21 protein-coding genes and 8 pseudogenes are annotated in these 23,350 nt (G+C 42.6%); 8 read left to right on the forward strand and 21 right to left on the reverse strand.

Annotated features, from left to right (window positions below; translation table 11 throughout):
* Window positions 1-145 precede the first annotated feature (145 nt).
* The 4 genes and pseudogenes from ACKTRM_RS10040 to ACKTRM_RS10055 form a co-directional block, all read right to left on the reverse strand.
* Window positions 146-1,345 (reverse strand): FAD/NAD(P)-binding oxidoreductase, encoded by a 1,200-nt coding sequence (locus tag ACKTRM_RS10040; protein WP_012117794.1) that lies wholly within the window; start codon window positions 1,343-1,345, stop codon window positions 146-148.
* 178 nt (window positions 1,346-1,523) lie between these two features.
* Window positions 1,524-2,170, reverse strand: a pseudogene (locus tag ACKTRM_RS10045) (response regulator).
* Window positions 2,163-3,236, reverse strand: a complete 1,074-nt coding sequence (locus ACKTRM_RS10050) for a sensor histidine kinase (protein ID WP_012117796.1) — start codon at window positions 3,234-3,236, stop codon at window positions 2,163-2,165. Before ACKTRM_RS10050 ends, ACKTRM_RS10045 begins: the two are co-directional and overlap by 8 nt.
* Window positions 3,237-3,682: 446 nt before the next feature.
* Window positions 3,683-4,297 (reverse strand): annotated as a pseudogene (locus ACKTRM_RS10055) (sulfite exporter TauE/SafE family protein); the annotation flags it as partial.
* Between ACKTRM_RS10055 and ACKTRM_RS10060 the strand changes: the two are divergent.
* Window positions 4,270-4,401 (forward strand): annotated as a pseudogene (locus ACKTRM_RS10060) (hypothetical protein); the annotation flags it as partial. The pseudogenes ACKTRM_RS10055 and ACKTRM_RS10060 sit on opposite strands and share 28 nt — an antisense overlap.
* Before the next feature lie 576 nt (window positions 4,402-4,977).
* Here ACKTRM_RS10060 and ACKTRM_RS10065 read toward each other — a convergent pair.
* A pseudogene (locus ACKTRM_RS10065) lies at window positions 4,978-5,260 on the reverse strand (hypothetical protein).
* Window positions 5,261-5,591: 331 nt separating this feature from the next.
* Between ACKTRM_RS10065 and ACKTRM_RS10070 the strand changes: the two are divergent.
* Window positions 5,592-5,675 (forward strand): putative holin-like toxin, encoded by an 84-nt coding sequence (locus ACKTRM_RS10070; protein WP_082786706.1) that lies wholly within the window; start codon window positions 5,592-5,594, stop codon window positions 5,673-5,675.
* 308 nt (window positions 5,676-5,983) lie between these two features.
* Here the strand turns inward: ACKTRM_RS10070 and ACKTRM_RS10075 are convergent, their stop codons facing one another.
* Both ACKTRM_RS10075 and ACKTRM_RS10080 read right to left on the reverse strand, forming a co-directional pair.
* Window positions 5,984-6,544 (reverse strand): SMI1/KNR4 family protein, encoded by a 561-nt coding sequence (locus tag ACKTRM_RS10075; RefSeq protein WP_012117799.1) that lies wholly within the window; start codon window positions 6,542-6,544, stop codon window positions 5,984-5,986.
* Window positions 6,545-7,396 (reverse strand): annotated as a pseudogene (locus ACKTRM_RS10080) (HNH endonuclease); the annotation flags it as partial.
* A 94-nt stretch (window positions 7,397-7,490) separates the two neighbouring features.
* Here ACKTRM_RS10080 and ACKTRM_RS10085 point away from each other — a divergent pair.
* The 3 pseudogenes from ACKTRM_RS10085 to ACKTRM_RS10095 all read left to right on the forward strand — a co-directional run.
* Window positions 7,491-7,634, forward strand: a pseudogene (locus ACKTRM_RS10085) (excalibur calcium-binding domain-containing protein); the annotation flags it as partial.
* Window positions 7,635-7,849: 215 nt separating this feature from the next.
* Window positions 7,850-9,534, forward strand: a pseudogene (locus tag ACKTRM_RS10090) (recombinase family protein).
* Window positions 9,510-10,130 (forward strand): annotated as a pseudogene (locus ACKTRM_RS10095) (polysaccharide biosynthesis protein); the annotation flags it as partial. The pseudogenes ACKTRM_RS10090 and ACKTRM_RS10095, both read left to right, overlap by 25 nt.
* Before the next feature lie 40 nt (window positions 10,131-10,170).
* Here the strand turns inward: ACKTRM_RS10095 and msrB are convergent.
* The gene (msrB, locus tag ACKTRM_RS10100) at window positions 10,171-10,605 is read right to left on the reverse strand and encodes a peptide-methionine (R)-S-oxide reductase MsrB (RefSeq protein WP_007409536.1); all 435 of its coding nucleotides are present in this window, start codon (window positions 10,603-10,605) and stop codon (window positions 10,171-10,173) included.
* Between the two features lies 1 nt (window position 10,606).
* Window positions 10,607-11,140 (reverse strand): peptide-methionine (S)-S-oxide reductase MsrA, encoded by a 534-nt coding sequence (msrA, locus tag ACKTRM_RS10105; protein WP_003153641.1) that lies wholly within the window; start codon window positions 11,138-11,140, stop codon window positions 10,607-10,609.
* A gap of 128 nt (window positions 11,141-11,268) precedes the next feature.
* Here msrA and ACKTRM_RS10110 point away from each other — a divergent pair, with 128 nt between their 5' ends.
* Window positions 11,269-11,694, forward strand: a complete 426-nt coding sequence (locus ACKTRM_RS10110) for a MarR family transcriptional regulator (RefSeq protein WP_012117803.1) — start codon at window positions 11,269-11,271, stop codon at window positions 11,692-11,694.
* Window positions 11,695-11,744: 50 nt separating this feature from the next.
* Here the strand turns inward: ACKTRM_RS10110 and ACKTRM_RS10115 are convergent, their stop codons facing one another.
* From ACKTRM_RS10115 to ilvA, 5 genes are all read right to left on the reverse strand, one after another.
* Window positions 11,745-12,308 carry a YpmS family protein gene (locus ACKTRM_RS10115; RefSeq protein ID WP_007409535.1) on the reverse strand — a complete coding sequence of 188 codons (564 nt, stop codon included), beginning with the start codon at window positions 12,306-12,308 and terminating at the stop codon, window positions 11,745-11,747.
* A 9-nt stretch (window positions 12,309-12,317) separates the two neighbouring features.
* Window positions 12,318-13,073, reverse strand: a complete 756-nt coding sequence (locus tag ACKTRM_RS10120; protein ID WP_003153635.1) for an SGNH/GDSL hydrolase family protein — start codon at window positions 13,071-13,073, stop codon at window positions 12,318-12,320.
* Window positions 13,074-13,150: 77 nt separating this feature from the next.
* A complete protein-coding gene (locus ACKTRM_RS10125; protein ID WP_041482259.1) occupies window positions 13,151-13,732 on the reverse strand; it encodes an SCO family protein in 582 nt (193 codons plus the stop codon).
* A 98-nt stretch (window positions 13,733-13,830) separates the two neighbouring features.
* Window positions 13,831-14,082, reverse strand: a complete 252-nt coding sequence (locus ACKTRM_RS10130; protein ID WP_007409532.1) for a DUF2535 family protein — start codon at window positions 14,080-14,082, stop codon at window positions 13,831-13,833.
* Window positions 14,083-14,173: 91 nt separating this feature from the next.
* On the reverse strand, window positions 14,174-15,442 hold the full coding sequence (gene ilvA / locus ACKTRM_RS10135) for a threonine ammonia-lyase IlvA (RefSeq protein ID WP_007612085.1): 1,269 nt from the start codon (window positions 15,440-15,442) through the stop codon (window positions 14,174-14,176).
* 184 nt (window positions 15,443-15,626) lie between these two features.
* Between ilvA and ACKTRM_RS10140 the strand changes: the two genes are divergently transcribed.
* Both ACKTRM_RS10140 and trhA read left to right on the forward strand, forming a co-directional pair.
* Window positions 15,627-16,619, forward strand: coding sequence for a sigma-54-dependent transcriptional regulator (locus tag ACKTRM_RS10140; protein WP_012117805.1), 993 nt, complete (start codon window positions 15,627-15,629; stop codon window positions 16,617-16,619).
* A gap of 16 nt (window positions 16,620-16,635) precedes the next feature.
* Window positions 16,636-17,274, forward strand: coding sequence for a PAQR family membrane homeostasis protein TrhA (gene trhA, locus ACKTRM_RS10145; protein WP_007409529.1), 639 nt, complete (start codon window positions 16,636-16,638; stop codon window positions 17,272-17,274).
* 40 nt (window positions 17,275-17,314) lie between these two features.
* Here the strand turns inward: trhA and ACKTRM_RS10150 are convergent, their stop codons facing one another.
* The 7 genes from ACKTRM_RS10150 to ilvD all read right to left on the reverse strand — a co-directional run bounded on the left by ACKTRM_RS10150 (window position 17,315) and on the right by ilvD (window position 23,208).
* The gene (locus ACKTRM_RS10150) at window positions 17,315-17,938 is read right to left on the reverse strand and encodes a lysophospholipid acyltransferase family protein (protein WP_012117806.1); all 624 of its coding nucleotides are present in this window, start codon (window positions 17,936-17,938) and stop codon (window positions 17,315-17,317) included.
* 21 nt (window positions 17,939-17,959) lie between these two features.
* The gene (locus tag ACKTRM_RS10155; RefSeq protein ID WP_012117807.1) at window positions 17,960-18,445 is read right to left on the reverse strand and encodes a dihydrofolate reductase; all 486 of its coding nucleotides are present in this window, start codon (window positions 18,443-18,445) and stop codon (window positions 17,960-17,962) included.
* Complete coding sequence (locus tag ACKTRM_RS10160) at window positions 18,442-19,236, reverse strand: thymidylate synthase (RefSeq protein WP_003153622.1); 795 nt, start codon at window positions 19,234-19,236, stop codon at window positions 18,442-18,444. The genes ACKTRM_RS10155 and ACKTRM_RS10160 overlap by 4 nt, the downstream gene beginning before the upstream one ends.
* Window positions 19,237-19,335: 99 nt before the next feature.
* Window positions 19,336-19,944, reverse strand: a complete 609-nt coding sequence (locus tag ACKTRM_RS10165) for a YpjP family protein (RefSeq protein ID WP_007409526.1) — start codon at window positions 19,942-19,944, stop codon at window positions 19,336-19,338.
* Window positions 19,945-20,206: 262 nt separating this feature from the next.
* Window positions 20,207-20,977: a class I SAM-dependent methyltransferase gene (locus ACKTRM_RS10170; protein ID WP_012117808.1), complete on the reverse strand. Its 771-nt coding sequence runs from the start codon at window positions 20,975-20,977 to the stop codon at window positions 20,207-20,209.
* Window positions 20,978-21,015: 38 nt separating this feature from the next.
* Window positions 21,016-21,450 (reverse strand): BrxA/BrxB family bacilliredoxin, encoded by a 435-nt coding sequence (locus ACKTRM_RS10175; RefSeq protein WP_003153619.1) that lies wholly within the window; start codon window positions 21,448-21,450, stop codon window positions 21,016-21,018.
* 81 nt (window positions 21,451-21,531) lie between these two features.
* Window positions 21,532-23,208: a dihydroxy-acid dehydratase gene (gene ilvD, locus ACKTRM_RS10180; RefSeq protein WP_007409524.1), complete on the reverse strand. Its 1,677-nt coding sequence runs from the start codon at window positions 23,206-23,208 to the stop codon at window positions 21,532-21,534.
* Window positions 23,209-23,350: the final 142 nt, after the last annotated feature.

The raw sequence follows: 23,350 nt of genomic DNA on the forward strand, positions 1-23,350 counted from the left end.
CTTACATCATTACATATTCCACAAAAAGTTTATCGGATAGAGAAGCGAGTTTAAGCGGAATATGTTTAGGATTTTCGAACTTTTTATCATACATATCAATCTATATATTTACCAAAACCTTTGTCCTTGTCTTCCTGACCTCTCCTTACATCAATCCTTTTAACATGCCATTCCAATATATGATGGGAAGCAACCTTCTTTTCAACAAGTACATGCTGAATCTTTCTTTTGACTGATCAAACGGAAATGTTTCTTGCGGATCCTTGTTATAGTCAAACTCAGCAAGCACCACTTTGTTGTACCCTGTTACCAGCGGACAAGAGGAATAACCATTATACTTCGCACCTAGTGACGAGCCAGTCATCAAAGAAATCAAATTTTTAGCCACTACCGGAGCTTGTTTGCGAATGGCTGCTCCTGTTTTAGAAGTTGGCAAGTTTGCGCAGTCCCCGATTCCAAAAACATTGTTAAACTTTTTATGCTTTAAAGTGTACGGATCAACGTCCACCCATCCGCTGTCATCCGCCAATGTACTCTCTTTAATAAATTTTGGAGCTATCATCGGAGGAGTAACATGAAGAATATCGTATTTCATGATCTCCAGCTCCTTGGTCTCCAGATTCTTGACCACGGCTTCTCTTGAATTCGGTCGAATTTCGGTCAGGTTTCTTTTATACATTGTTTGGATGCCCTTGCGCTGGACGACTTTCTCGAGCGAACTAGCATATTTCGCGACATCAAAAATAGTTGATTTTGCGGAGGCAAATATGATTTCGGATTGATTGCGTACATTCGACTTACGGAAATAATCGTCTGCTAAGTACATGATTTTCTGTGGAGCTCCCCCGCATTTCACAGGAGAATCCGGATGAGTAAAAATGGCGGTTCCGCCTTTAAAGTTGCGGATGTTTTCCCAAGTACTGTCTACCGTATGATACGAGTAGTTGCTGCAAACGCCATTCTTTCCGACAGTGTTCTTCAAGCCTTTTACCCCATCCCAATCGATTTGCAAACCGGCTGATACAACGAGATAATCATAGGAAACGGTCGTTCCTTGTTTTGTAAGGAGCGTGTTCTGACTCGGCCGAAACACCGTTACAGCATCGCTAATCAAATCAACCCCAGCAGGAATCAGTGAAGCTAGATCACGCTCCGACTCTTCCTTCTTCGCTGCGCCAGCTCCAACTAGCGTCCACAAAGGCTGATAGTAATGCTTGGACTTTGGGTCGATGATAGCAACTTGTCCTTTGAGGTTTTTGGAAGTTCGGACGAGACGTGCAGCTACAGAAACACCAGCAGTTCCAGCTCCTACAATTACAATGGAATAATGAACTTGTTTTGCCATAGATATCCCCTTTTTCTTTTTAAAAATTTGTTGTTTTTTTATAGAGGAGTAGCTCTATTTTTAAGTTTAGTTTCATATCAATTTTTCTAAATAGGGGGACTCCCCTATTTTTCTGAAATCCAGTTCTTTTCAAAAAAAATCCCATGAGTTTATGATAGGCAGTTCATGGAACAGTGCGTTACAATGTAAGATCCAGATAGTTGTTATTGATCGCATATTGAATCAATTCATGTTTCGAATCCAGTTCTAACTTCTGTGCATAATATTCGTCTTATGGTTTTCCACGGTTTTGAAGCTAATCGATAGCTCATTAGCAATCTCTTTATTTGTATAGCCCAGTACTATTAATCTAACAATCTCCTTTTCTCGAACTGTTAAAACAGAAAAAATCTTTTTAGATTCTGATGTCATCCATTGAGAGAGAATCTCTTGTGATACAGATGTCTTGTAAAAGAGTTTCCCTAAGGAAACCTCGACTATCGCTTTATAAAGCAGTTCGTAATGGCTGTTCTTTAAAATGTATCCATAAGCCCCTACTTCGATTGCTTTTTGGACAAATATCTCTTCATCATACATAGTTAAAATGATGATTTTAACCGGTAGACTCAATTTAAGGATTTCACTGCTTGCTGTAAATCCATCCAATCCAGTTGGCATCGACAAATCCATCAACACCACATCCGGTTTCAACTGTCTTGTCTTAAGGATCGCATCATTCCCATTATGGCTTTCCCCAACAATTTTGATTTCAGGATAGCCTTCCAAAAGCACACGGAGACCCTTTCGAATCATTGTATGGTCATCGACCAACAATACCCTAATCACTCTCCTTCCCCTCCTTATACTGTACTTCCACTTTAATAGACGTACCTTTATAAGGAACGGAGTGAATTCGAAGACTTCCTTCCATTTGATCTACTCTCTCTTTCATATGTTTGAGCCCCAGACCTTCCGCTATTAGGTCACGATCAAAACCAATGCCGTTGTCCCGAATCATCAAAGTTAGCTTATTGGCTTCTTTTTGCAATATGACTTCAATAAATGTCGCTTGCGAATATTTCAGAGCATTATGCAGCGCCTCCTGAATGATGCGATATAAATTGATTTCCAAAACTGGGTGCATGCGATCGCTGACATTGCTGCAGGTAAACGTAATAGAAAAATCCTTATGAGTTTTATTCAAGCTAGAAACTAAGTACTTAGCAGTAGGGACCAGCCCCAACCGATCGAGACTATGCGGACGCAACTGAAGAGTATAGAGCTTGATGTCTTGTATCGCATTTTCCAGTTCATCAACGATCTCCTGCATGTATTCTTTAAATTTTTCCTCCTGATGAATACGAGATTGAATTGCTTGAATGCCTACTGAAATTGAATAAAGCGATTGTCCTACTCCATCGTGGAGTTCTTGAGCCAATCGTTTGTGTTCGTTTTCCTGTGCCTCCAATGTTTTTTGCAGAACCAGCTTGGAGATCCTAGCTTCCTCTTCTGCTTTCTTTATTGTTATATCTTTCAGAACCAAAAGTACTTCTTGTTTCTTTTGTTCGTCGTTTTCATATATAACAGCCGTGCTCATCTCCATGTCGACGAATCGTCCCTCATAGGTCGGCATTGCAGAAAGAAAATAAGGGACTTCACGCTTGGCCAACAAGTAACAACGCTCTTCTCCCGCTTCCAGTTTTCTCTTTTGACAGTAGGAACAGTATGGAACCTTATCATCTAATTTCCATCCCGTCATTTTCTCTGCGGACGGATTCATCACCAAAATTCTACGTTCCTGATCCATAATAATGATTCCATCCTGCAAATAGTAGAAGATTTGCCTTAAATAGCCGCTTTCCATTGACTTTTCTTCTTTATGCCGTTCAAAAAAAGTTGGGTTTTGACACATAATGCACCCTCCAACATAATGATTTTAAGACAGCTATCCTATAGAAATTAAAGAGTTGAGATTCGAAGGTCTTATAATTCCTCACACAATTGATAGACTTAACTTCTATTCAATCTGTTCAAATCGAAAAACATGTGCTACTCTTAGAAACCAGTTTCCTTAATAAACAAAAAAAGCACGGAACTGAGAAAACCTTCCCCTCCACTATGTCAGCATTTATGTATTCCATTTTGATCCTTGGAAATCGAGCCAACAGTACTTTCTAAGCAGCGTGACATACCGTGCATTGATACCTTGATATATATAACTTAATTTATGATCGTTTATGAATTTCCAATTGGAACCAGTGAAGTTAGCTCTGCAACCTCTTTCATCTAATTCCTCCTTCAAAGCGGATTTTTTGATTTCTCTAAAAATTATGTCTTAATATAGAACATCTTCAACAATTAATGTAAGATATCAAACCAAATTTTTACTGTTGTAATCAAAATAACGAATATCAAAATACCTTGAAGAATGTTAGCATTCATTTTCTTGCCAATTAAAACACCTATCGGAGATGCAATCAGGCTGGCAGCCACTATTACTAAAGCTGGCATAAAAGGCACCTGTCCAATTACGAGCTTTGTAACTGTTGTTCCAATCGATGAAATAAATGTAACTGCGAGTGATGTTGCGATTGTGATTTTTGTAGGGATTTTTAAAACGACTAACATTAGTGGAAAAAGTAGAAAAGCGCCGCCAGCACCGACTATACCTGAAGCCAAACCGATAACAAAAGTCATTATTGAGGTCAATATCTTTGGAGGGCGAATGTGATCACTTTGATTATCTTCTGTTCCTGTCTTTGGAATAAACATCATGACTGCGGCAATTATCACCAATATTCCGTAGACCAGGTTTATGATATCTTCAGAGAAAAAATGTGACCCATAACCACCCATTAGACTTCCAATCAAAATACTTAATCCCATGATGGTGATAAGCTCTTTATTTAAGTAACCACCTTTCCGGTAAGCCCATACACCGGATAATGTTGCAAAAAAAACCTGGACTGTCTGGGATGCTTGGTGTTGGGGGAGCAATTATTAATTATCCTTTGTTATTATACATACCTGTTTTATTTGGGTTTACAGGCTTTAATGCTCACCAGGTTTCAGGTATTGTGGAGAATTGCTTTCCTTTAATTTACCCTTTTTTAATCCCAAACTTTAATATACCATTTTCTTCTGTATCTTTAAGCAACTCATGACACTTGACTTCCAATAAAAGTGGGGAACAGAAAAATGCAACCTGATTTCTTTAGATTTCTCCTTGAAACTCAATTTTGGCATCAGCTTTTTTTAATAAATTTCTTACAGTGCATCCTTATCAGCTGCTGTACTACTATTAGCGTAAATACCAAAACTTGATAATCCAAGGGCTGTTACCACTAAGATTGTCCTCGGATAAACTTCTTCATCAAATCCTCTCCCGTTTTCTCATTTTCTCTTTGACTTAGATTTCTTTATAAGCAATTCTAAAGCCTCTTCATGTTGATTGTCCTTCATAACGTCCTAAGATAATCAAAGTAAGACCACTTGCTCTATCTTAATAATCTTTCCCTTTTAAGCTTTGTGCATTTTACATATATTTGTCAATAATAAAGAACGAAGGAAATGAAAAGTAACTTCAAGAAGAAAAAGATGATCAATAAAAAACAGTGTCCAACTTTTATTAAGCTGGGCATTGTTTTCATTATTTAAATAGAATTTTTATAAGCATTAATAGCTTCGTTTCGCAATAGCATATTATCTTTATTAACCATGCCTAAGTTATAAGCTTTTTTAATAATATCTAATACCTGCGAATCTAGCGCAGAAAGATTGCCTCCTGGTTCCAATAATCTAAAGACTTATTTTGATCAAGTGAGCTTTTTTGGTTCTCGGGTTTGACTACTTCATTTTTCTCAAGCTTATCACAGAATTCACTAAAACTAATTGATGAAGGAGTAGGATTACCCCCTCCAATCCTTCTGTACCCAAGCTGCAAAATGCTAAGAATTTTGGATCTTAAATAAGATCGCTTGAGTTTATTTTCACCACCAATAATCACATAATCACAATCCTCTCAGAGCTTTTTATAATTGTAGCACCTTTTCCATTTTTACACGTGTTAAATATCGACAATCACCCAAATGATTTAATAACAGAATACAAAAAAAGAACCTGCATTTTGCAAGTTCCTTTCACGTTGCCGATATATTGTGAATTTTTAACGGCAAGGTCATTTACGTATAGTATAGTATTTCCTGTACAGTAAGTTTTGCTCACTCGAGGGAGTCTTGCTCATCCCCTAATGAAAGGGGGTGATGCTATGTCAACATTCCAGGCATTAATGCTAATGCTTGCATTCGGGTCGTTTATAATTGCCCTGTTGACGTATATAAATAAAAAATAGACCTCCCTTGAGCCTCAGAACCTGAAGGGATAGGTCTACCTAGAAACCACATCGAGCAAGCCCTTTGATGGGCAACTTTTTGTACAGAGCCGGGGTGTTGGTAGCACCCCGGCCTTTTTTATTTTATGCATTTCTCATTAAAGAAATACGCTATAACCAATCAAATGTCTTACAGTTCTGATTATAACACATTAAGTAAAACGATTGAAATAATTTGCAAAACTTTTGTTTTATGGATAAAACCATTATTTTATTTTGATTGCGAATGCTTACTTTTGCATCATCTCATACAATTGCAATACTTTTGCTTAACTGTTTAATAAATCATCATCTAGCTCAATAGATAAAATACCATCGTCTTCATCGTCCTCATCTGCTGTCTCTTCTATAAACAGACTTTGAATGAAGTCAGAGAAAGAATTTGCCACCAAAAACGTGTCTTTTACTCCATTTGTCAATTCATGATCCCAAAAATAAACTTTCCCTGCTGCCTCCCCTTTCACACCAAGACAAATTTGATCTCCTCCGTCACCATCAGCAATCGGTATAATCCAGTCCGGCATTTGTTCTGAAAGATCCTCTTTTAATTTGATAATATTAGCATCATTGTTATTAAGACCGTAGAAATATCCCAACCGGAGATTACCGTTATCTGCTAGTGGATTGTCCTCTAAAACAGGAAAAAACACATTATCTTCCTCTATCCAGCATTCCCCGTATAAATTGAGAAACTCTTTATAATCATCTGATATGTCGAAAGAATTTTCGTCCTCAAACTTTTTAAGAACTTGATGAGAATTTATGTTCTTATCAAGTCTTATATCTAAATTAAATTCACTCATTTTTTTCTTGATTACCTGTAAGCCCATTTAAAATCCTCCTCTTAAATCAGATGCTGAACCCACGTGTGGTATATTACCATGTAAATCCATAGGGATTAATTGGATGGTGTTATTGTCTAAATGATGCGGTGTTAATCTAACTACTTCTTTCAGCCATTTTTCAGCTTCTTTTTGGGTTTTAAAGCCTTTCATTTTTTGAATACGTTTATAAACTGCTGGAAAATCCTTTTTAGTACCTTTCAGTTCTCCTGGTTTAAACTTAATCGTCCCTTTGCTCCACGGTGTAAAAATCGGTCTGCCATCTATAAAAGTGACTGGTTCTCCTTTAGTAACTGCATTAACGTCTGGTCTATCTGAGTGCCATTTACCGTTACCAGGAGTCCCTTCCCATTTCCCATGATTTCTGGGCAACCTTGTTCTAGGATTGGCTGACTTTATTAATTGAAGTAGACGATTCTTTAAATTTTCACTGTTAACTACATTATAAGGAACTCCTCCAGCCGGAACAACATCATAACGAGGATTATATGGCAATAAATCAGCAATTGAGACATCTTTCAGCTTCTGGCTTGCTTTACTGACTTTAGAGGTGACTTTTCCTGCTACATCTGCTTTTGTAAGTGAACCGGCTCCCTTTGTGCCTACTACAGAGGTAACTACTGTACCTATCGCATATGTCACCCATCTTGATCTGGAATACGCATCTCCATTTACCATATCCTTTTGATACGATTCCTCAATAGCTGTTGAAATGGAATTATACGTGTTAATTGGATGAGCAACTGCCCCTATGATACCTTCGACAACTTCATCAGGTTTGCTGATCAGCTGCCATAAACCGGTTACCGTGTCTTTCCCGACATCATATAGACCGACGCCGGCTCAAAAGTCAGTTGCAACACATCAATCCGAGACACATAAATCGAACTCAAGCGGTTCAGCATCAAGCAGCTCTTCTAACTCTGCTCAAGCCTCCCCTTCTGCTGGAGGAACAGAACACTTTGCAAACTGCACAGAGCTGAGAAAGAAATATCCGCATGGTGTACCAAGCACTCACCCTGCTTATACATCTAAAATGGATCGGGATAATGACAACTTTGCATGTGAGAAGAATTAACTATTTTGAAGTCCTCTGAGGCTTCTTTTTTATTTGGGTATTTTCTCAGGCTAACAAAAAACATAGAGCGTATGAGGGAGCTCTTTAGCCCAACACTTAAAGAATACAGCCCCTACAATATTTATTAGGTTATTTTCGTGTTCAATGTCAGACAGAATATTGTACGAATACTACTGTTTTTACAGTAAATACAATAAAGAGGAGGTGCTGTTTTTTTGGAATTAAAAAACATCGTTCATTCTTACAACATTACAAATATTTTGGGTTATCTTAGACGCTCTCGTCAGGATATGGAGCGAGAAAAAAGAACAGGCGAAGATACGCTAACAGAACAAAAAGAACTCATGAATAAAATACTGAAGTCGATTGAAATCCCCTATGAATTAAAAATGGAAATCGGGTCAGGAGAAAGCATTGAGGGCCGCCCTGTTTTTAAAGAATGTCTTAAAGACCTCGAGGAAGGTAAGTACCAGGCAATTGCTGTTAAAGAAATAACAAGACTCAGCCGCGGGAGCTACAGTGATGCGGGACAAATTGTTAACCTTCTTCAAAGCAAGCGATTGATTATCATTACACCATATAAAGTTTATGACCCTCGAAATCCTGCAGACATGCGTCAGATTCGTTTTGAATTGTTTATGGCCAGAGAAGAATTTGAAATGACCAGAGAGCGTATGACAGGCGCTAAATACACATATGCGGCACAAGGGAAATGGATTTCCGGACTAGCGCCTTATGGATACCGGTTAAACAAAAAAACATCCAAACTAGTCCCAGTCGAAGAAAAAGCAAAAGTCGTTCAATTCATCTTTAACATCTTTTTAAATGGGTTGAATGGAAAAGATTATAGTTATACAGCGATTGCTTCTCACTTAACAAAATTACAAATACCGACTCCATCAGGAAAAAAGCGCTGGAATCAATACACAATTAAAGCAATTCTGCAAAACGAAGCGTATATCGGAACTGTTAAATATAAGGTTAGGGAAAAAACAAAAGACGGTAAACGAACAATTAGACCTGAAAAGGAACAAATTGTAGTATCGGATGCACATGCCCCTATAATAGATCAAGAACAATTTCAACAATCACAAGATAAAATTGCAAACAAAGTCCCCCTGCTGCCTAATAAAAATGCATTGGAATTAAGTGAATTGGCAGGCGTATGCACTTGTTCTAAGTGCGGTGAACCATTATCTAAATACGAAACTAGACGAACGCGAGAAAACAAAAACGGCACGAAAAGTGTGTATCACGTTAAATCACTCACTTGCAAAAAGAATAAATGCACTTATGTAAGATATAACGATGTTGAAAATGCCATTTTGGATTACCTCTCTTCTTTAAGCAACTTAGATAATAAGACTTTAACAAAACATATCATTTCAATGATTTCTAAATACGAAGACATAAATAGTAATGTGAAAACAAAAAAGCAAATGTCTGAACATCTTTCACAAAAAGAACAAGAGTTAAAAAACAAAGAGAATTTTATCTTCGAGAAATATGAGAGCGGCATTTACACTGATGAACTTTTTTTGAAAAGAAAAGCTGTTTTAGATGAAGAATTTAAAGAACTCCAGATTGCCAAGTATGAGCTCAATGGAACCCAAGAAGCGCAATCAGAAATAGACAGTAATACAGTCAGAAACAACATAAATAAGATAATTGATCAATATCACAATGAATCAAGCACAGAGAAAAAGAACGCGCTATTAAGAATGGTCTTCAAAGAAGTTATCGTTACGATGACACAAAAAAGAAAAGGGCCAATTCCGGCTCAGTTTGAAATTACCCCTATCCTAAGGTTTAATTTTTCGTTTTCGACCTCACCGTCACTGATAGTCCCTCAAAATGCAGTAAATATCTTAAAAAACCGATAAAGCCGTTTCCCCGGTAAACACAATGGGAGCTACGAAGCTGTTGTCCGAAAAGCTGTTTCATCAGGCGAATCATCATGTTCAAAACCGCGGTACGGTATTTTGTTCGGTCCGCTTCGGCAATGTTCTAGGTTCACGCGGTTCCGTTATTCCTATTTTATTTGAGCAGTTAATGGCTGGCGGCCCGCTCACCATTACGGATAAAAACATGACGAGGTTTTTTATGTCGATTGATGATGCCGCAACGCTCACCCTGCAATCTGCGGCGATTACAAAGGGCGGAGAAACGTTTATTTTTAAAATGGAGTCCCTGAGGCTTGAAGAACTGCTTCACGGATTTGAAGAATATGCGTTCCGGCACGGACTGCCGCGGCCAGCCGCTGTTGAAGTGGGAAAACGCCCCGGTGAGAAGCTTCATGAAGAACTGACCTCTCCTCATGAGACGGAATCTTTATATGAATGGGGCAATCTTTACGCAATATTGCCGGAACCCGCCAAACATCCGGAATTTCGGAAGGTCAATCTCCCCAGATATCAATCCGATCAGGCGCCGCTCATCACAAAAGACACAATCGTAAAGATTATTGAACGATTACATGAAGAAAAAAAAACATAGAAAAAAGGCCTGTCTGATAGGCAGGCCTCATTGCTGAGCTCTATTTTTCAAATAAATGCAGGCAGGCTTCATAGCCCTCTTCCTTCAGCTTGTCTTTCGGAATAAACCGGAGTGCCGCAGAGTTAATGCAATAACGGAGACCGCTTGGCCCCGGACCGTCATTAAATACGTGGCCTAAGTGGGAATCAGCTGTTTTGCTTCTCACTTCCGTCCGGATCATCCCGTGGCTTGTGTCCAGTTTTTCGTCAACCTCTTCTTCCTCAATCGGTTTTGTAAAACTGGGCCAGCCGCAATGAGAATCGAATTTATCCAGAGAAGTAAACAAGGGCTTTCCCGATACGATATCAACATACAGCCCCTCTTCTTTGTGATCCCAGAATTCATTTTGAAACGGCGGCTCCGTTCCGTTATTTTGTGTGACTTCATATTGCATGCGGTTTAATGATTTGATTTTTTCTTCTTTATTAAAAGCCATCTTATCTGTCCCTCCAATGCTCATCCAGAAAGCCTTGACGTCCGGAACCTACACGGTAGCGCCCGTAGTGATCAGGATTTTTCTTATAAAAGTGCTGATGATAGCCTTCCGCTTCATAAAAAGGCTCAGCCTTCAAGATGTCTGTCACGATCGGCTTTTTAAATATGCCGCTTTCTTCAAGCTGTTTTTTTGAGGCTTCAGCGATTTGTTTTTGTTCATCATTATGGTAATATATCGCCGCCCGATATGAACTTCCGCGGTCTGCAAACTGGCCGCCTGCATCAGTCGGGTCGATCTGCTGCCAAAACAGCTCGACAAGCTTTTCATACGGATAAATGTCAGGTTGAAATGTGATTTGAACGGCTTCTCTGTGTCCGGTCGTTTCACTGCACACTTCTTCGTAAGTCGGATTCTCAGTATGACCTCCTGTATAGCCGGACACCACCTTTTCAATCCCGGGCTGTTCGTCAAACGGCTTCACCATGCACCAAAAACAGCCGCCTGCAAATGTGGCGATTTCTTTTTTTTCTGACATACGGGTGCCCTCCTTTGTTCATACGTGGTATTATTATATTATAGCATGTATAAACAGAATAAAAATAATTCTGCTTTCAGGGGAAGCTAAACGAATGCCACGCTGACTACATATTGGAGGTTCATGATTTGAAAGTAAGGACACAAATGATGTATGATATGGAAGCTTTGCTTCGAAAAGTGTTTAAACAAATCAGAAATGAAGTTAATGAAATTCTAGATAAAGAGCTGTCCAGGAATGAATTTATCATTTTGCGGATTCTCAGTGAACAAGGACCTAAAAAAGTAACGGAATTCGCCCCCATTCTTGAGGTCTCCGCAAGCCACATTACCGCAGTGACCGACGCTTTAGTAGAAAAGGAATGGATCACCCGCATCCGTTCCAAAGAGGACAGACGAATTATCAGAATCCATATTACGGAAGCCGGGGAGAAAATTGTCGATCATTTCAACCAGAAAAAAACAGAATACTTTTTTAAACGGTTTGACTGCTACTCTGATGAAGAGCTCGCAACGTTAATCAAACTGTTCAGCAAGCTGGATAAAAAACGCTGACACGAAAAAACACAAATCCCTGAAAGGATCTGTGTTTTTTTTATGAAAACTTATTGTTTCGGATGATAATAGGAAAATTCAATTTCATCCGTGTCGAGATTGATTTTATCCGCTTTTACATACATGCCGTTGTCTAAAGGCATTTCCGACAGACGGATCTCGATGCTTTTATCCCCGGAATGAACGTGCACAAATGACGGGAGTTCATAAAAGCTGTCCATATAATTCAGCACAAAGCTGATCGGCAGGCTTAATTCGCCTAATGAAAACTTCGTCACTTTCAACATCACATCTCCGTTCTCCTGTACGGACGGTTCAAATGTGACGACCGCGTTAATGGAGGTTGAGAATGCTTTGATTTTACCTGCCACGTGCACATCGTTATTGATGTCCACTTTGTAGTCAAGCTGATTCGATGCCTTCTCTTTTAAGTACGCATTCACAAACCTGGCAAGAGATTCTTTCGAGCTCGTGATATGAAAGCCGTACTCACTTTTTGTCTGATCTTGTATTTTCGCCTGCTCTCCCGGCATAACCAATAATGTCACAATTACCGCGGCGGCAATCACATTGAGTGCGAGAAGAACAAAAAACAGCGATTTCCACTTTTTCATCATTTCACCCTATTCTGCTGGTAACCCTTGTTTTTCAATGATGCCGTACAATCGATCGGCGATGAGTGCATACCCTTTTGCGTTCGGATGAAAATCATCATCCTTTGAAATCCGTCTGCTGCCGCTTTTTTGACTGAACAAGTCTTCAACATTCACCGCAGCGGCGTGGGGATCTTTTTCCAGCTCTTTTGCGGCGATCTTGTTCCAATCCGTCACAACCCCATTAATTTCTTTTAATTCAGGCAGCGTAAACGTGAATGGATTATACATGCTGACATACACCAGCTCTGCGTTTTCATTATATTTGCGGATTTTTGAAACGATCGCCTTGAATCGTTTTTCAAAAGGTTTCTCTTCCTTTTGGAACGGCTGAACCGTCAGCTGCATCATATTCTGGCGGAGCACCTTCATTAAGTCATTACCGCCGATGGTAAAAAAGATATAGTCGGCGCTCTTTAATGATTTCTGAACTTTTTTATTATCAAGCTTTTCCAGCAGGTCCGACGTTTTGTCACCCTGCACCGCATAATTTTTAATATCTACCGTTTTCACATGTCCCTTTTTCTTAAGAGACTCCGCTGCCCTGCCGACGTATCCTGAACCGTCAGGATCTCCTACTCCTTCAGTCAATGAATCACCGACCGCAGCTATGACAATATGATCTTTCGTTTTCGGTTCTTCAGCGTCAGAACCGGTGCGCTGGACAGAACAAGCTGATAAAAGCAAAGCCAGTCCGGCGATCAATGAGAACATTCGCAGCTTCAATCTGGTTGCTCCTTCCCCTTCTACTAGTGGAAAGTGTAACATGTTTTTTCAGATTTGAAAATGTCTAATCTGCCAGTTTACTTGAGCTCCTCAGCCGCTCTGACATCTGAGAGGATGTCATCATACGGAACTTTCTGCACGCCGTCATAATCTTTAAGCACCTTGCCATCAGGTCCGACTAAATAAAAAGAGGTTTGATGTATGACCTGGTCCTCTCCCTCCGGCTTTTTGACGATTGCTTTAAAGCTGTTCAGCGCAAAATCTTCAATGTCCTTTTGGCTGTAACCGGTCAGAAAATCCCAGTTGCGAAGTGAGAGCGGGTATTTGGCAGCAAATGCTTTCAGCTGTTTCGGCGTATCCTTTTCAGGATCTACACTGAACGACACAATCCGCACGTCCAGATTCTCAGCCTTCAGTTTTTTTTGCAGTTCGGTCATGTGGGCCGTCATCGGCGGACAGACCGTATTACAATTTGTAAACATAAAGTCGGCAATCCAGACATGCCCCTTCAGGCTATTCAGTGACACTGTTTTCCCGTCTTGGTTCTGGTATGAAAACGGTTCAATCTGATAGTTCAGCGGGTCTTTTATCGTTTTCCCCCCGCAGGCGCACAAGAGCAGCAAACAAAAGACGGCAGCGAAGATTTTCATTTTTTTCATTTCCATTCCCCCCATGGATAAAACGCTTACAGCATTCATCATAAAAAAATTCCCGCACCCTCCCTTATCAAAAGGAAGGCGCTAAGGAATATGCACCGTTATGCGTTATGTTTTAAAATCTCTTGGTTGAAAACGGCCTCGTAATCTTTCCACTTCATACGGCGCTTGACATATTGTCGGAATGAATACACTGTTCTCACACTTTGTGAAGCAAAAACCTCTCTCAAATAAAGCTCAAGGTGCTGATGAATTTGAAAAAAATAATGTTCACCTTCCGTGACAACCGGTATTTCTGTCACTTTTACCTGAATCCCGTCCTGTCGTTTGAACTCTAGGCTTTTGAGTAACAAGATATCAATCCTTCTTTTTCGATTGTTTTCTTTTTATTATATACAATCTGAGAAAGCGTGTCTGTCATTTTGCGCGTCGTTCTAAAAAAAGTCAGATTAACAGGTGGAACAGATCCTGATCTTTATTCACCTCTACGTAATGAAATCCTTTTTGATTCATCCGGGCAATGAGCGCGCCGTAATCTTCCCGATGCTTAAGCTCAATGCCGACCAATGCGGGGCCGCTGCTTTTGTTATTTTTTTTCGTGTATTCAAACCGGGTGATGTCATCATCAGGCCCAAGCACTTCATCTAGGTATTCGCGAAGCGCTCCCGCCCTTTGCGGGAAATTAACGATAAAATAATGCTGCAGCCCCTCATAAATCATGGAGCGCTCCTTCATCTCCTGCATTCTGCCGATGTCGTTATTCCCTCCGCTGACCATGCAGATGACGTTTTTCCCTTTAATCTCTTCCTTATACAAATCAAGTGCTGACACGGACAATGCCCCCGCCGGCTCCGCTACGATGGCGCATTGATTATATAATTCGAGAATCGTGCTGCACACTTTTCCTTCCGGGACAAGCACAACGTCATCGACGACGGTTTCGAGCGTTTGAAAGGTTTCCGCGCCGATTTTTTTTACGGCCGCCCCATCGACAAATTTATCGATTTTCTCAAGTTCAACCACTTGTCCGGCTTTTTTCGATTCAAAATAGGAGGCTGCGCCCTTCGGCTCTACCGCTATGATTTTTGTATCCGGCGAGATGTTTTTCATGTACGTGCCGAGCCCGGACAGGAGTCCACCTCCCCCTACGCTTGCAAAAAGAAAATGCGGTTCAACGTCAATGTCATTTAAAATTTCGATGGCAGCCGTTCCCTGTCCGGCCATGACATCGGGATCGTCAAACGGATGAATAAACGTGCGGTTTTCTTTTTCACAGCATTCCGCAGAACTCTTATACGCATCATCGAAAGTGTCACCCGTCAATATGATTTCAACAAATTCTTTTCCGAACAGTTCCACTTGGGATACTTTCTGTCTCGGTGTGGTTGACGGCATAAAAATCTTGCCGTGAATGCCGAGGTGTTTGCATGAAAACGCAACCCCCTGCGCATGGTTTCCCGCACTTGCGCATACAATTCCGTTTTCAGTCTGCTCTTTTGAGAGCTGCCTCATTTTATTATAAGCCCCTCTGAGCTTAAATGATCTGACCACCTGCAGGTCTTCTCTTTTCAAATAGATATTGCAGCCATACCTCTCAGAAAGTCTGTCATTCCTCTGCAAAGGCGTATGTATCACAACGTCCTTTACATTTTGGTGCGCTTTTAAAATGTCTTTTACCTGGATGAGAGAGTCTTCTTTAAGCAACGGTTTCATTTACAGAGTCCTTTCTTATTTAAATCCCTATTTAATATGCCATTATAACATGAATATTCAAATAATAAGACAATTATTTTAATTTTGTAAATAAAATTAAATGAACCGATACAAGAGAAAAAGATATTTTCGATCGCATAAACGTGTTATACTTAAACCAATTAGAACCAAAAGGAGCCAATTCATGAGTGTAATTGAACAAACTGATCCTTTTTATCAGCTGGCCGGCGAACACCACACCTTTTCAGAAGCGAAACGATTGGCCTCGCAATTTGCCTTATCTGATTTGCCGGTCTTCATAACGGGTGAAGTCGGAACCGGAAAAAAACAAATGGCCAAAGCGATTCACCATAAATCCCGCAGAAACAGCGAACTATTTATTACCGTTCACTGCAGCCAAAGCGAAGAGCGGCTCGAATATGAACTGTTCGGCGCTGAAGGCGCATTAAACAGGGCCAGCCGCGGAACATTATTCTTATATGAAATCGGAGACATGCCGCTCTCGGTACAGGCCCGCCTTCTTTCCAAGCTGGATGCCGGGCTTTCCGCCCGCATCATTGCAAGCAGCACGGCGGATCTTGGCGATACCGGCGCAGAAAATACGTTCAGCCAAGATTTATTTTACAGGCTTCACGTGTTATGCCTTCCGCTCCCTGCTTTATCTGAACGAAAAAGCGATATACCGCTTCTTCTGCAGCATATGCTGACAGCCTCGGGGCAGCATATTCATATCGATCCGTCCGTTTATCCGCTGTTTGAGCGGCACACCTTTAACGGCAACATCAGAGAACTTCAAAATGCGGCGTACTATATGGCCGCGGCAGCATCCGGCAGCACGATTTATCCCGATGATGTCCCGCTGTATATCAAAAACAGCCAGAAAGCGAAAACAGCTAAGAAAAAAGAAAAACGGCTGACATTGATGGAGAAAGAAGAGTTTTTGTTTATTTTGGAATCAATTAAAGACTTAAATACAAAAGGCGAACCCGCCAGCAGACGGAGCATATCCGAATTAAGCGAAAACAGCACAATGACATTATCGCCCCAGCAGGTCAGAAACAGGCTTGATTACTTAGAAAAGATGAACTATGTGACAAAAGGCCGAGGACGCGCTGGAACAAAAATTACATTAGAAGGGTTGAGCTTTTTGCAGTCACTGCAAAAACAAATCCTTTAAAAAGGAGGACATTTGATTGTTCACAATAAAAGAAGAAATCGCAAATGCCGTCACACACGGAATCGGTGTATTGCTGTCGATTCCGGCGCTTATTTTTCTCATTATCTTCGCGGTGAAATACGGCTCGCCGACAGACATCGTCAGCTTTTCAATCTTCGGCGCTTCAATGCTGCTGCTGTATCTCAGCTCGACTCTTTTGCACAGCATTCAGCATAAAAAAACGAAAGACATTCTTGAGATTGTGGATCATTCCGCGATATACGTATTAATAGCCGGAACATATACGCCATTTTTATTAGGACCCCTTAAAGGGGCGCTCGGTCTGACCCTTTTAATTATTGTTTGGTCGCTTGCCATCGGAGGCATCGTGTTTAAAATCTTTTTCGTGAAGCGGTTTATCATTTTTTCAACGCTTGTCTATTTAATGATGGGCTGGCTGATCATCGTCGCCATTAAACCGCTGTACGCTTCGCTGTCAGGCCCCGGTTTCGGCCTTCTTCTTTTCGGCGGCTTATTGTATTCCGCCGGCACAATATTTTATATTTGGAGAAAGGTTCCGTATCATCACGCCATTTGGCACAGTTTTGTTTTAGGCGGCAGCGCCTCGATGTTTTTCTGTATTTTATTTTATTGCGTCAAAGTCCCCTTTATCTGAAATAAAAAAGCACAGCCTCTCTATAGAGACTGTGCTTTTTTTATGCACGGAGCCGTTTCTGACCGGCCGGATAATAAGCGGGCTTTATATGTAATTCAATGTCAGCCGGTTTCAGCCGTTTCAGTAATCTGCCCCGCAGCAGCCGGTCTGTTCCCGAAGTGCTGACAGGCACAATCGGGAGATCGAAACGAAGGGCCAGTTCCTCCGGATTGATTTTTCCGTCTTCGGACAGAATCAGGCTTTGCCCTTTTTGCAGACGGACTTCTGCCTCCTGAAACACGGCATCCCGGCTGTCTCCGTCACAAATGACACCCATCAGCCGCAGCCAATTTCCGAGAAACGGCATCCGGAAAGCTTTCTCGCCAGCGATAAAACCAGCCGGCTCTTCAAGATGTCCCGCAAGCAGCAGAAGATCAGCCGGGCGCAATCTGGGATGCACATACAATACGGGGCCGTCCGGTATCGGCTGATCATGATGAATGCCGATTACCGATCCCGACACGTCAATGCAGCCTCTCATAAAGGCTTTCGGCCGCTCATACACCAGCCTCATCTGTTTTTGAAAAGAAAGCCGCGGGTCAAGCTCTTTTTGATTGATATATTCCTGAATATTTTTCATGAACATAAATACAACGTACATCACAAGGCAGCCGTAACGAATCAATTCTTGTCCCCCTGCTTAAACTCAATTCTTTTTCTCGTATACAAGGTACTCATAATCGTAAGGGTTTTTTTCATCTTTTACTCCCTGTTTGCGGGATGTCAATTCCCATTCAGCTTCATTAAATTCCGGAAAAAAACGGTCTCCTTCAAAGACATGGTGAATTTTTGTCATGTAGAGTCTGTCCGCGTAAGGAAAGAGCGCACTGTACAGCTGGGCGCCGCCGATTACAAAGCATTCTTCATCCGCCGGGATCAGCTTGAGCACTTCCTCAGCCGAGTCAGCGGTAATACAGCCCGGGAATGAAGATTCGTCCCGTGAGGTTACAACGATGTTACGCCGGTTCGGAAGCGGGCGTCCGATTGATTCAAACGTTTTCCGCCCCATTACAATGGTGTGGCCTGTCGTCACTTTTTTGAAATATGCGAGATCATCGGGAAGGTGCCAAGGCAGATCGTTATCTTTTCCGATCAGCCGGTTTTCATCCATCGCAAAAATAAACGAAATCATACGCTGACAGCTCCTTTTATGTGCGGATGCGGGTCATAATCCTCAATGATAAAGTCTTCAAACGTAAAATCAAAAATAGAATCAACATTTCGCGCAAACCGCAGTTTCGGCAGCGGACGGACATCCCTTGTCAGCTGCAAATTCACCTGCTCCACATGGTTTTGGTAAATGTGGACGTCTCCGAATGTATGAACAAACTCACCCGGTTCAAGCCCCGTCACATGCGCGATCATCATTGTTAAAAGCGCATAAGACGCAATATTAAACGGCACGCCGAGAAAGACATCCGCTGAGCGCTGATAAAGCTGACACGAGAGTTTTCCGTCCGCGACATAAAACTGAAACAGGCAGTGGCAAGGCGGAAGCGCCATATGATCAATTTCGCCGACATTCCAGGCGCTGACGATTAAACGTCTGGAATTCGGGTTTGTCTTGATGTCATGAATCAGTCGGGAGATTTGATCAATGGTCTCGCCGTCCGCTCCGCGCCATGAACGCCATTGAGAACCGTAAACCGGTCCGAGTTCTCCGTTTTCATCCGCCCATTCGTTCCAGATGCGGACTCCGTTTTCCTGAAGGTAGCGGACATTCGTATCTCCTTTTAAAAACCAAAGCAGCTCATGCGCGATGGATTTAAAATGGAGCTTTTTCGTCGTAAGCATCGGGAAACCTTCCTGAAGGTTAAACCGCATTTGGTAGCCGAACGTGCTGATCGTACCCGTTCCCGTACGGTCTCCTTTTTTTTCTCCGTTTTCTAACACATGACGGCACAAATCTTTATATTGTTTCATTTTTTTCATCCTTTTAAAGTAGTCTTTTAGTAGTGTAACACAATAAAAAATCATTTCTGCAAAATTTCTCAGAAATGATTTTTTTATTTCTTCTCGCTATTACACGCTCATCCAGTCAGGCGGCGTATTGCGGTCCCAGTAAATGCTGCCGAGCTCATGATGTGATTGAAATCCGTCTTCAGCGGTATGGTAATGAAAATTAAACCAGTAGCCGTCTTGCGGAGGATGATCCCGGCGGACGTGGAACCTTAAAAGATCTTCACCCGTCAGCCTGTTATACACATGAAAAATTTTTTCAGTTTTTCCGGCCGACGGTTTGCTGGAAATAACCACATCCTGATACGCTTCATCATCTTGAAACTTGGCTAAATGTCCTGTGATCACATCTTCGATTTTCGGCAGAATTTCACTTCTGTAGTCATCTTCAATGACCGGAGAGATTTTGCTGCCGAATTTTAAAAATGATTGATTTTCAGCATCACCGAGAAGCTGCTGCTGATACGATTGAAACAGTAATTCAGGCTCCCGCCCTGCCTTCTCTTCTCCCGGGAGGGCGTGTTCATCATAAAAAGCGGTGTAATCATTCTGCTCAAGACTGCTCGACTGTCCTGAAGGCTTGTCTGTCATCAAAGCAGCCGGAGGAGACACGAGTCCGAACGTTACAATGGTAAACAGAACCACAAGGGTCTTTTTCATCCACAATTTCATGACAGATTGTTCCCCTCTGTTTTATTGTCCTCTTTTCCTTTATTTTAGCATAGATGAAAGCGCGGCGTCATGTCCGGCAGCGTATTATCATGCAATATGGGAAATTGGTAACTGTGACTGAGCGGATAAACCGCTTACAATAAGAAGGAGAAAAAGGAGGGGATGAGATGATTAACGCTTTATTTGCGACTGTATCACTTCTCACGCTGCTTTATTTTGTCGTTATGGAAATCACTGATTAACGAAAAAGAAGCCCATGATATCATGAGCTCACATGGATGACACCGAAGTGGAAAAGCGCCGTCTTTCTTTTCAGCACCTTGAAGCCGTATCGTTCAAACCGCGGGCTTTTCCAATGGTCTTTAAGCACTACGCATTTTTTCGCCGCGCGGACGGCTTGCGTGATGCACTCTTCGTTAAAACCCTCTTCTGCCAGCGCGCGGAGCGGTGCAATGCCGTCTGACATTTCAACAGGTTCGTGAAACATCGGGTCAAAATAAATGACATCTACCGATGAATCAGGAAGCTCCAGCAAATAATCGGCGCAGTCAGCATGTTTGACCTGAATGCGTTTCATGGCGGTTTGGAGCTGCTCCATTCCGGTTTCCCACGTTTGAAGTCCTGTTTCAACAAGCAATGAGACAAGCTTGTTTTTCTCCAGGCCGATGACTTGTCCGCTTTTTCCGACTGCCAGGCTTGCCAAAATCGCATCGGATGCCAGGCCGAGCGTACAATCTAAAAAGGAATCCCCTTCGCGTAATCCGGCTGCTTTTAACAACGGCTCGGCTTCCCCTCTCAAAAACCGCTTAGCGCGGAACATCGCTGTATTCGGGTGAAAAAAGAACTTCTCCCCTTGCTTCGTGTAAAGTTCGAACCGTTCCTTTCCGATGACTAAAAGATCGCTAGCCGCTCGTTCCAGCATTTTTTCAATGGGCTGTTTATTGCGGCTGCAGTAAGTGTCACCCAGCTTGACACTGAGCGACTGCGCTGTGTGTATCGTATATTCGCTTGGTCGGTAACTCGTTGTGATCATTTTTTCTCCAAAAAGAAAATGCCCGGAATTCGGGCATTTCAGCAGTGCGCATCGAAGGCATCCGTCAGATTTTTCATAATTTCCTCCATGTCATGCCCTTCGATTTCGTGGCGGGGAATAAAATGAACGACCTCTTTCCCTTTTAACAGCGCCATTGAAGGCGAGGAAGGTTCCTGCCCCGTAAAATATTCACGCATTTTTGCCGTTGCGTCTTTATCTTGACCGGCAAATACGGTAACCGTATGATCAGGCGCTTTTTCATGCTGTAAAACAGCCTGAGTCGCAGCCGGACGGGCAAGACCGGCTGCACAGCCGCACACGGAGTTGACAACGACCAATGTCGTGCCCTCTGCCTGTTCCATAAAGCTTTCTACTTCTTCAGCAGTCGTTAATTCCTGAAAACCCGCACCCGTCAGCTCACGGCGCATCGGCACGACCAGCTGTCGCATATATTCTTCATAAGCCATTGACATAAAAAAGCCCCCTCTAAAATCCTTATATGAAGTCAAGGATACTATAGAGGGGGCCGGAATTCAATTGTTCAGGCCTCTGTTTTATATTTTCATGATTCCGCCCGTATTGGCGCTTGTTACGAGTTTGGAATACCGGGCTAGATATCCTGTTTTTACTTTCGGCTCGAAGCCTTTCCATTCGGCCTTGCGTTTTTCCCATTCTTCTTCAGGCACTTGTACGTCCAAAATCCGTTTTTCTATGTCAACGATGACATGGTCGCCGTTTTCTACGAATGCGAGCGGGCCGCCTTCAGCCGCTTCAGGCGATACGTGCCCGATTGAAAGGCCCCGGGACGCTCCTGAAAAACGGCCGTCTGTAATAAGCGCCACTTTCGGGCCAAGCCCCATTCCGACAATCTGAGACGTCGGAGCGAGCATCTCCGGCATGCCCGGGCCGCCCTTTGGCCCTTCATAACGGATAATGACAACATCTCCTTCTTTTACTTTGCGGTTTATAATGCCTTCAAGCGCGGCATCCTGGGAATCAAAGACGACAGCGGGACCTTCATGTCTTGTAATCCCGTCCTGCACGCCGCCTGTTTTGATAATGGCGCCGTCCGGAGCCAGATTCCCAAACAGGACGGCCAAACCGCCTTTTTCGGTAAACGGATTGTCAAGCGGATGAATCACGTCATAATCCTTTACTTCATGACCCGCAATTGTTTCTCCGAGTGTGCGGCCTGTTACAGTCAGCGCGTCAAGATGAAGCGCCCCTTCTTTTTTCGCTAATTCATTAAGGGCCGCCGAGACTCCGCCCGCTTCGTGCAGATCTTCAATGAAGACGTCCGAGGCCGGCGCCAATTTCGATAAGTGAGGCACTCGTTCAGCCACTTCGTTAATGCGTTCTAAAGAGTACTCAACCCCAGCTTCATTGGCAAGCGCAAGCGTATGTAGCACTGTGTTGGTTGAGCCGCCGAGAGCCATGTCTAACGCAAATGCGTTGTCAATCGCTTTTTCGGTGACGATATCGCGCGGCTTAATGTCTTTTTTGATGGTCTCCATCAATTGGGCCGCTGATTTTCTCACAAACTCTCTTCTTTCCGGTGAAGTTGCAAGAATTGTTCCGTTGCCCGGAAGCGCCAGACCGAGCGCTTCAGACAGACAGTTCATGGAGTTTGCCGTAAACATGCCCGAACAAGATCCGCACGTCGGGCAGCCGAACTGTTCCAGCTCCTGCAGGTCGCTTTCACCGATTTTCCCGGCTTGATATGCGCCGACGCCTTCAAATACTGAAGAAAGCGAAATTTTGCGGCCGTCGCTTGTACGGCCGGCTGCCATCGGCCCCCCGCTGACAAAAATGGTCGGAATATTAATCCGCATAGCCGCCATCAGCATTCCCGGCGTAATTTTGTCGCAGTTCGGAATGCAGACCATTCCGTCAAACCAGTGCGCCGAGACGACCGTTTCAACTGAATCGGCAATGATTTCGCGGCTCGGCAGCGAATATCTCATGCCGATATGCCCCATCGCGATTCCGTCATCTACTCCGATCGTGTTAAATTCAAAAGGCACACCGCCCGCTTCCCTGATTGCTTCTTTTACGATTTTTCCAAATTCCTGCAGGTGAACATGCCCGGGAACGATATCGATGTATGAATTACAGACCGCGATAAACGGCTTGCCGAAGTCTTCTTCTTTTACGCCGGCAGCGCGAAGAAGGCTGCGGTGCGGCGCTCTGTCAATTCCCTGTGTGATCATGTTGCTGCGTAATTCTGCCATGGTGATCCCCCTACTGTTTTTAGACTGTGCACTATTTTTAAAATTTTCAGTTTATTCTAGGGCGTGTTCTGCAAATTTTACAGTGTCTTTGCCCTGTCTCGCTTTTCTATTCTTTCTGTATTTCGATAAAAACCCTCCAACA

This window comes from Bacillus sp. D7-8 (assembly GCF_052055895.1).
Taxonomy (GTDB): Bacteria; Bacillota; Bacilli; order Bacillales; family Bacillaceae; genus Bacillus; species Bacillus velezensis.

Coding starts and splice junctions, on each gene's coding strand:
- msrB (WP_007409536.1), bottom strand. CDS start 10,605: ATGGCTTTTAATAAAGAAGAAAAAATCAAATCATTAAACCGCATGCAA.
- ACKTRM_RS10160 (WP_003153622.1), bottom strand. CDS start 19,236: ATGAAACAATATAAAGATTTGTGCCGTCATGTGTTAGAAAACGGAGAA.
- ACKTRM_RS10050 (WP_012117796.1), bottom strand. CDS start 3,236: ATGTGTCAAAACCCAACTTTTTTTGAACGGCATAAAGAAGAAAAGTCA.
- msrA (WP_003153641.1), bottom strand. CDS start 11,140: ATGTCAGAAAAAAAAGAAATCGCCACATTTGCAGGCGGCTGTTTTTGG.
- ACKTRM_RS10115 (WP_007409535.1), bottom strand. CDS start 12,308: ATGAAAAAGTGGAAATCGCTGTTTTTTGTTCTTCTCGCACTCAATGTG.
- ACKTRM_RS10165 (WP_007409526.1), bottom strand. CDS start 19,944: ATGAAATTGTGGATGAAAAAGACCCTTGTGGTTCTGTTTACCATTGTA.
- ACKTRM_RS10140 (WP_012117805.1), top strand. CDS start 15,627: ATGAGTGTAATTGAACAAACTGATCCTTTTTATCAGCTGGCCGGCGAA.
- ACKTRM_RS10175 (WP_003153619.1), bottom strand. CDS start 21,450: ATGTCAATGGCTTATGAAGAATATATGCGACAGCTGGTCGTGCCGATG.
- ACKTRM_RS10125 (WP_041482259.1), bottom strand. CDS start 13,732: ATGAAAAAAATGAAAATCTTCGCTGCCGTCTTTTGTTTGCTGCTCTTG.
- ACKTRM_RS10040 (WP_012117794.1), bottom strand. CDS start 1,345: ATGGCAAAACAAGTTCATTATTCCATTGTAATTGTAGGAGCTGGAACT.
- ACKTRM_RS10070 (WP_082786706.1), top strand. CDS start 5,592: ATGTCAACATTCCAGGCATTAATGCTAATGCTTGCATTCGGGTCGTTT.
- ACKTRM_RS10075 (WP_012117799.1), bottom strand. CDS start 6,544: ATGGGCTTACAGGTAATCAAGAAAAAAATGAGTGAATTTAATTTAGAT.
- ilvD (WP_007409524.1), bottom strand. CDS start 23,208: ATGGCAGAATTACGCAGCAACATGATCACACAGGGAATTGACAGAGCG.
- ACKTRM_RS10155 (WP_012117807.1), bottom strand. CDS start 18,445: ATGATTTCGTTTATTTTTGCGATGGATGAAAACCGGCTGATCGGAAAA.
- ACKTRM_RS10170 (WP_012117808.1), bottom strand. CDS start 20,977: ATGATCACAACGAGTTACCGACCAAGCGAATATACGATACACACAGCG.
- ilvA (WP_007612085.1), bottom strand. CDS start 15,442: ATGAAACCGTTGCTTAAAGAAGACTCTCTCATCCAGGTAAAAGACATT.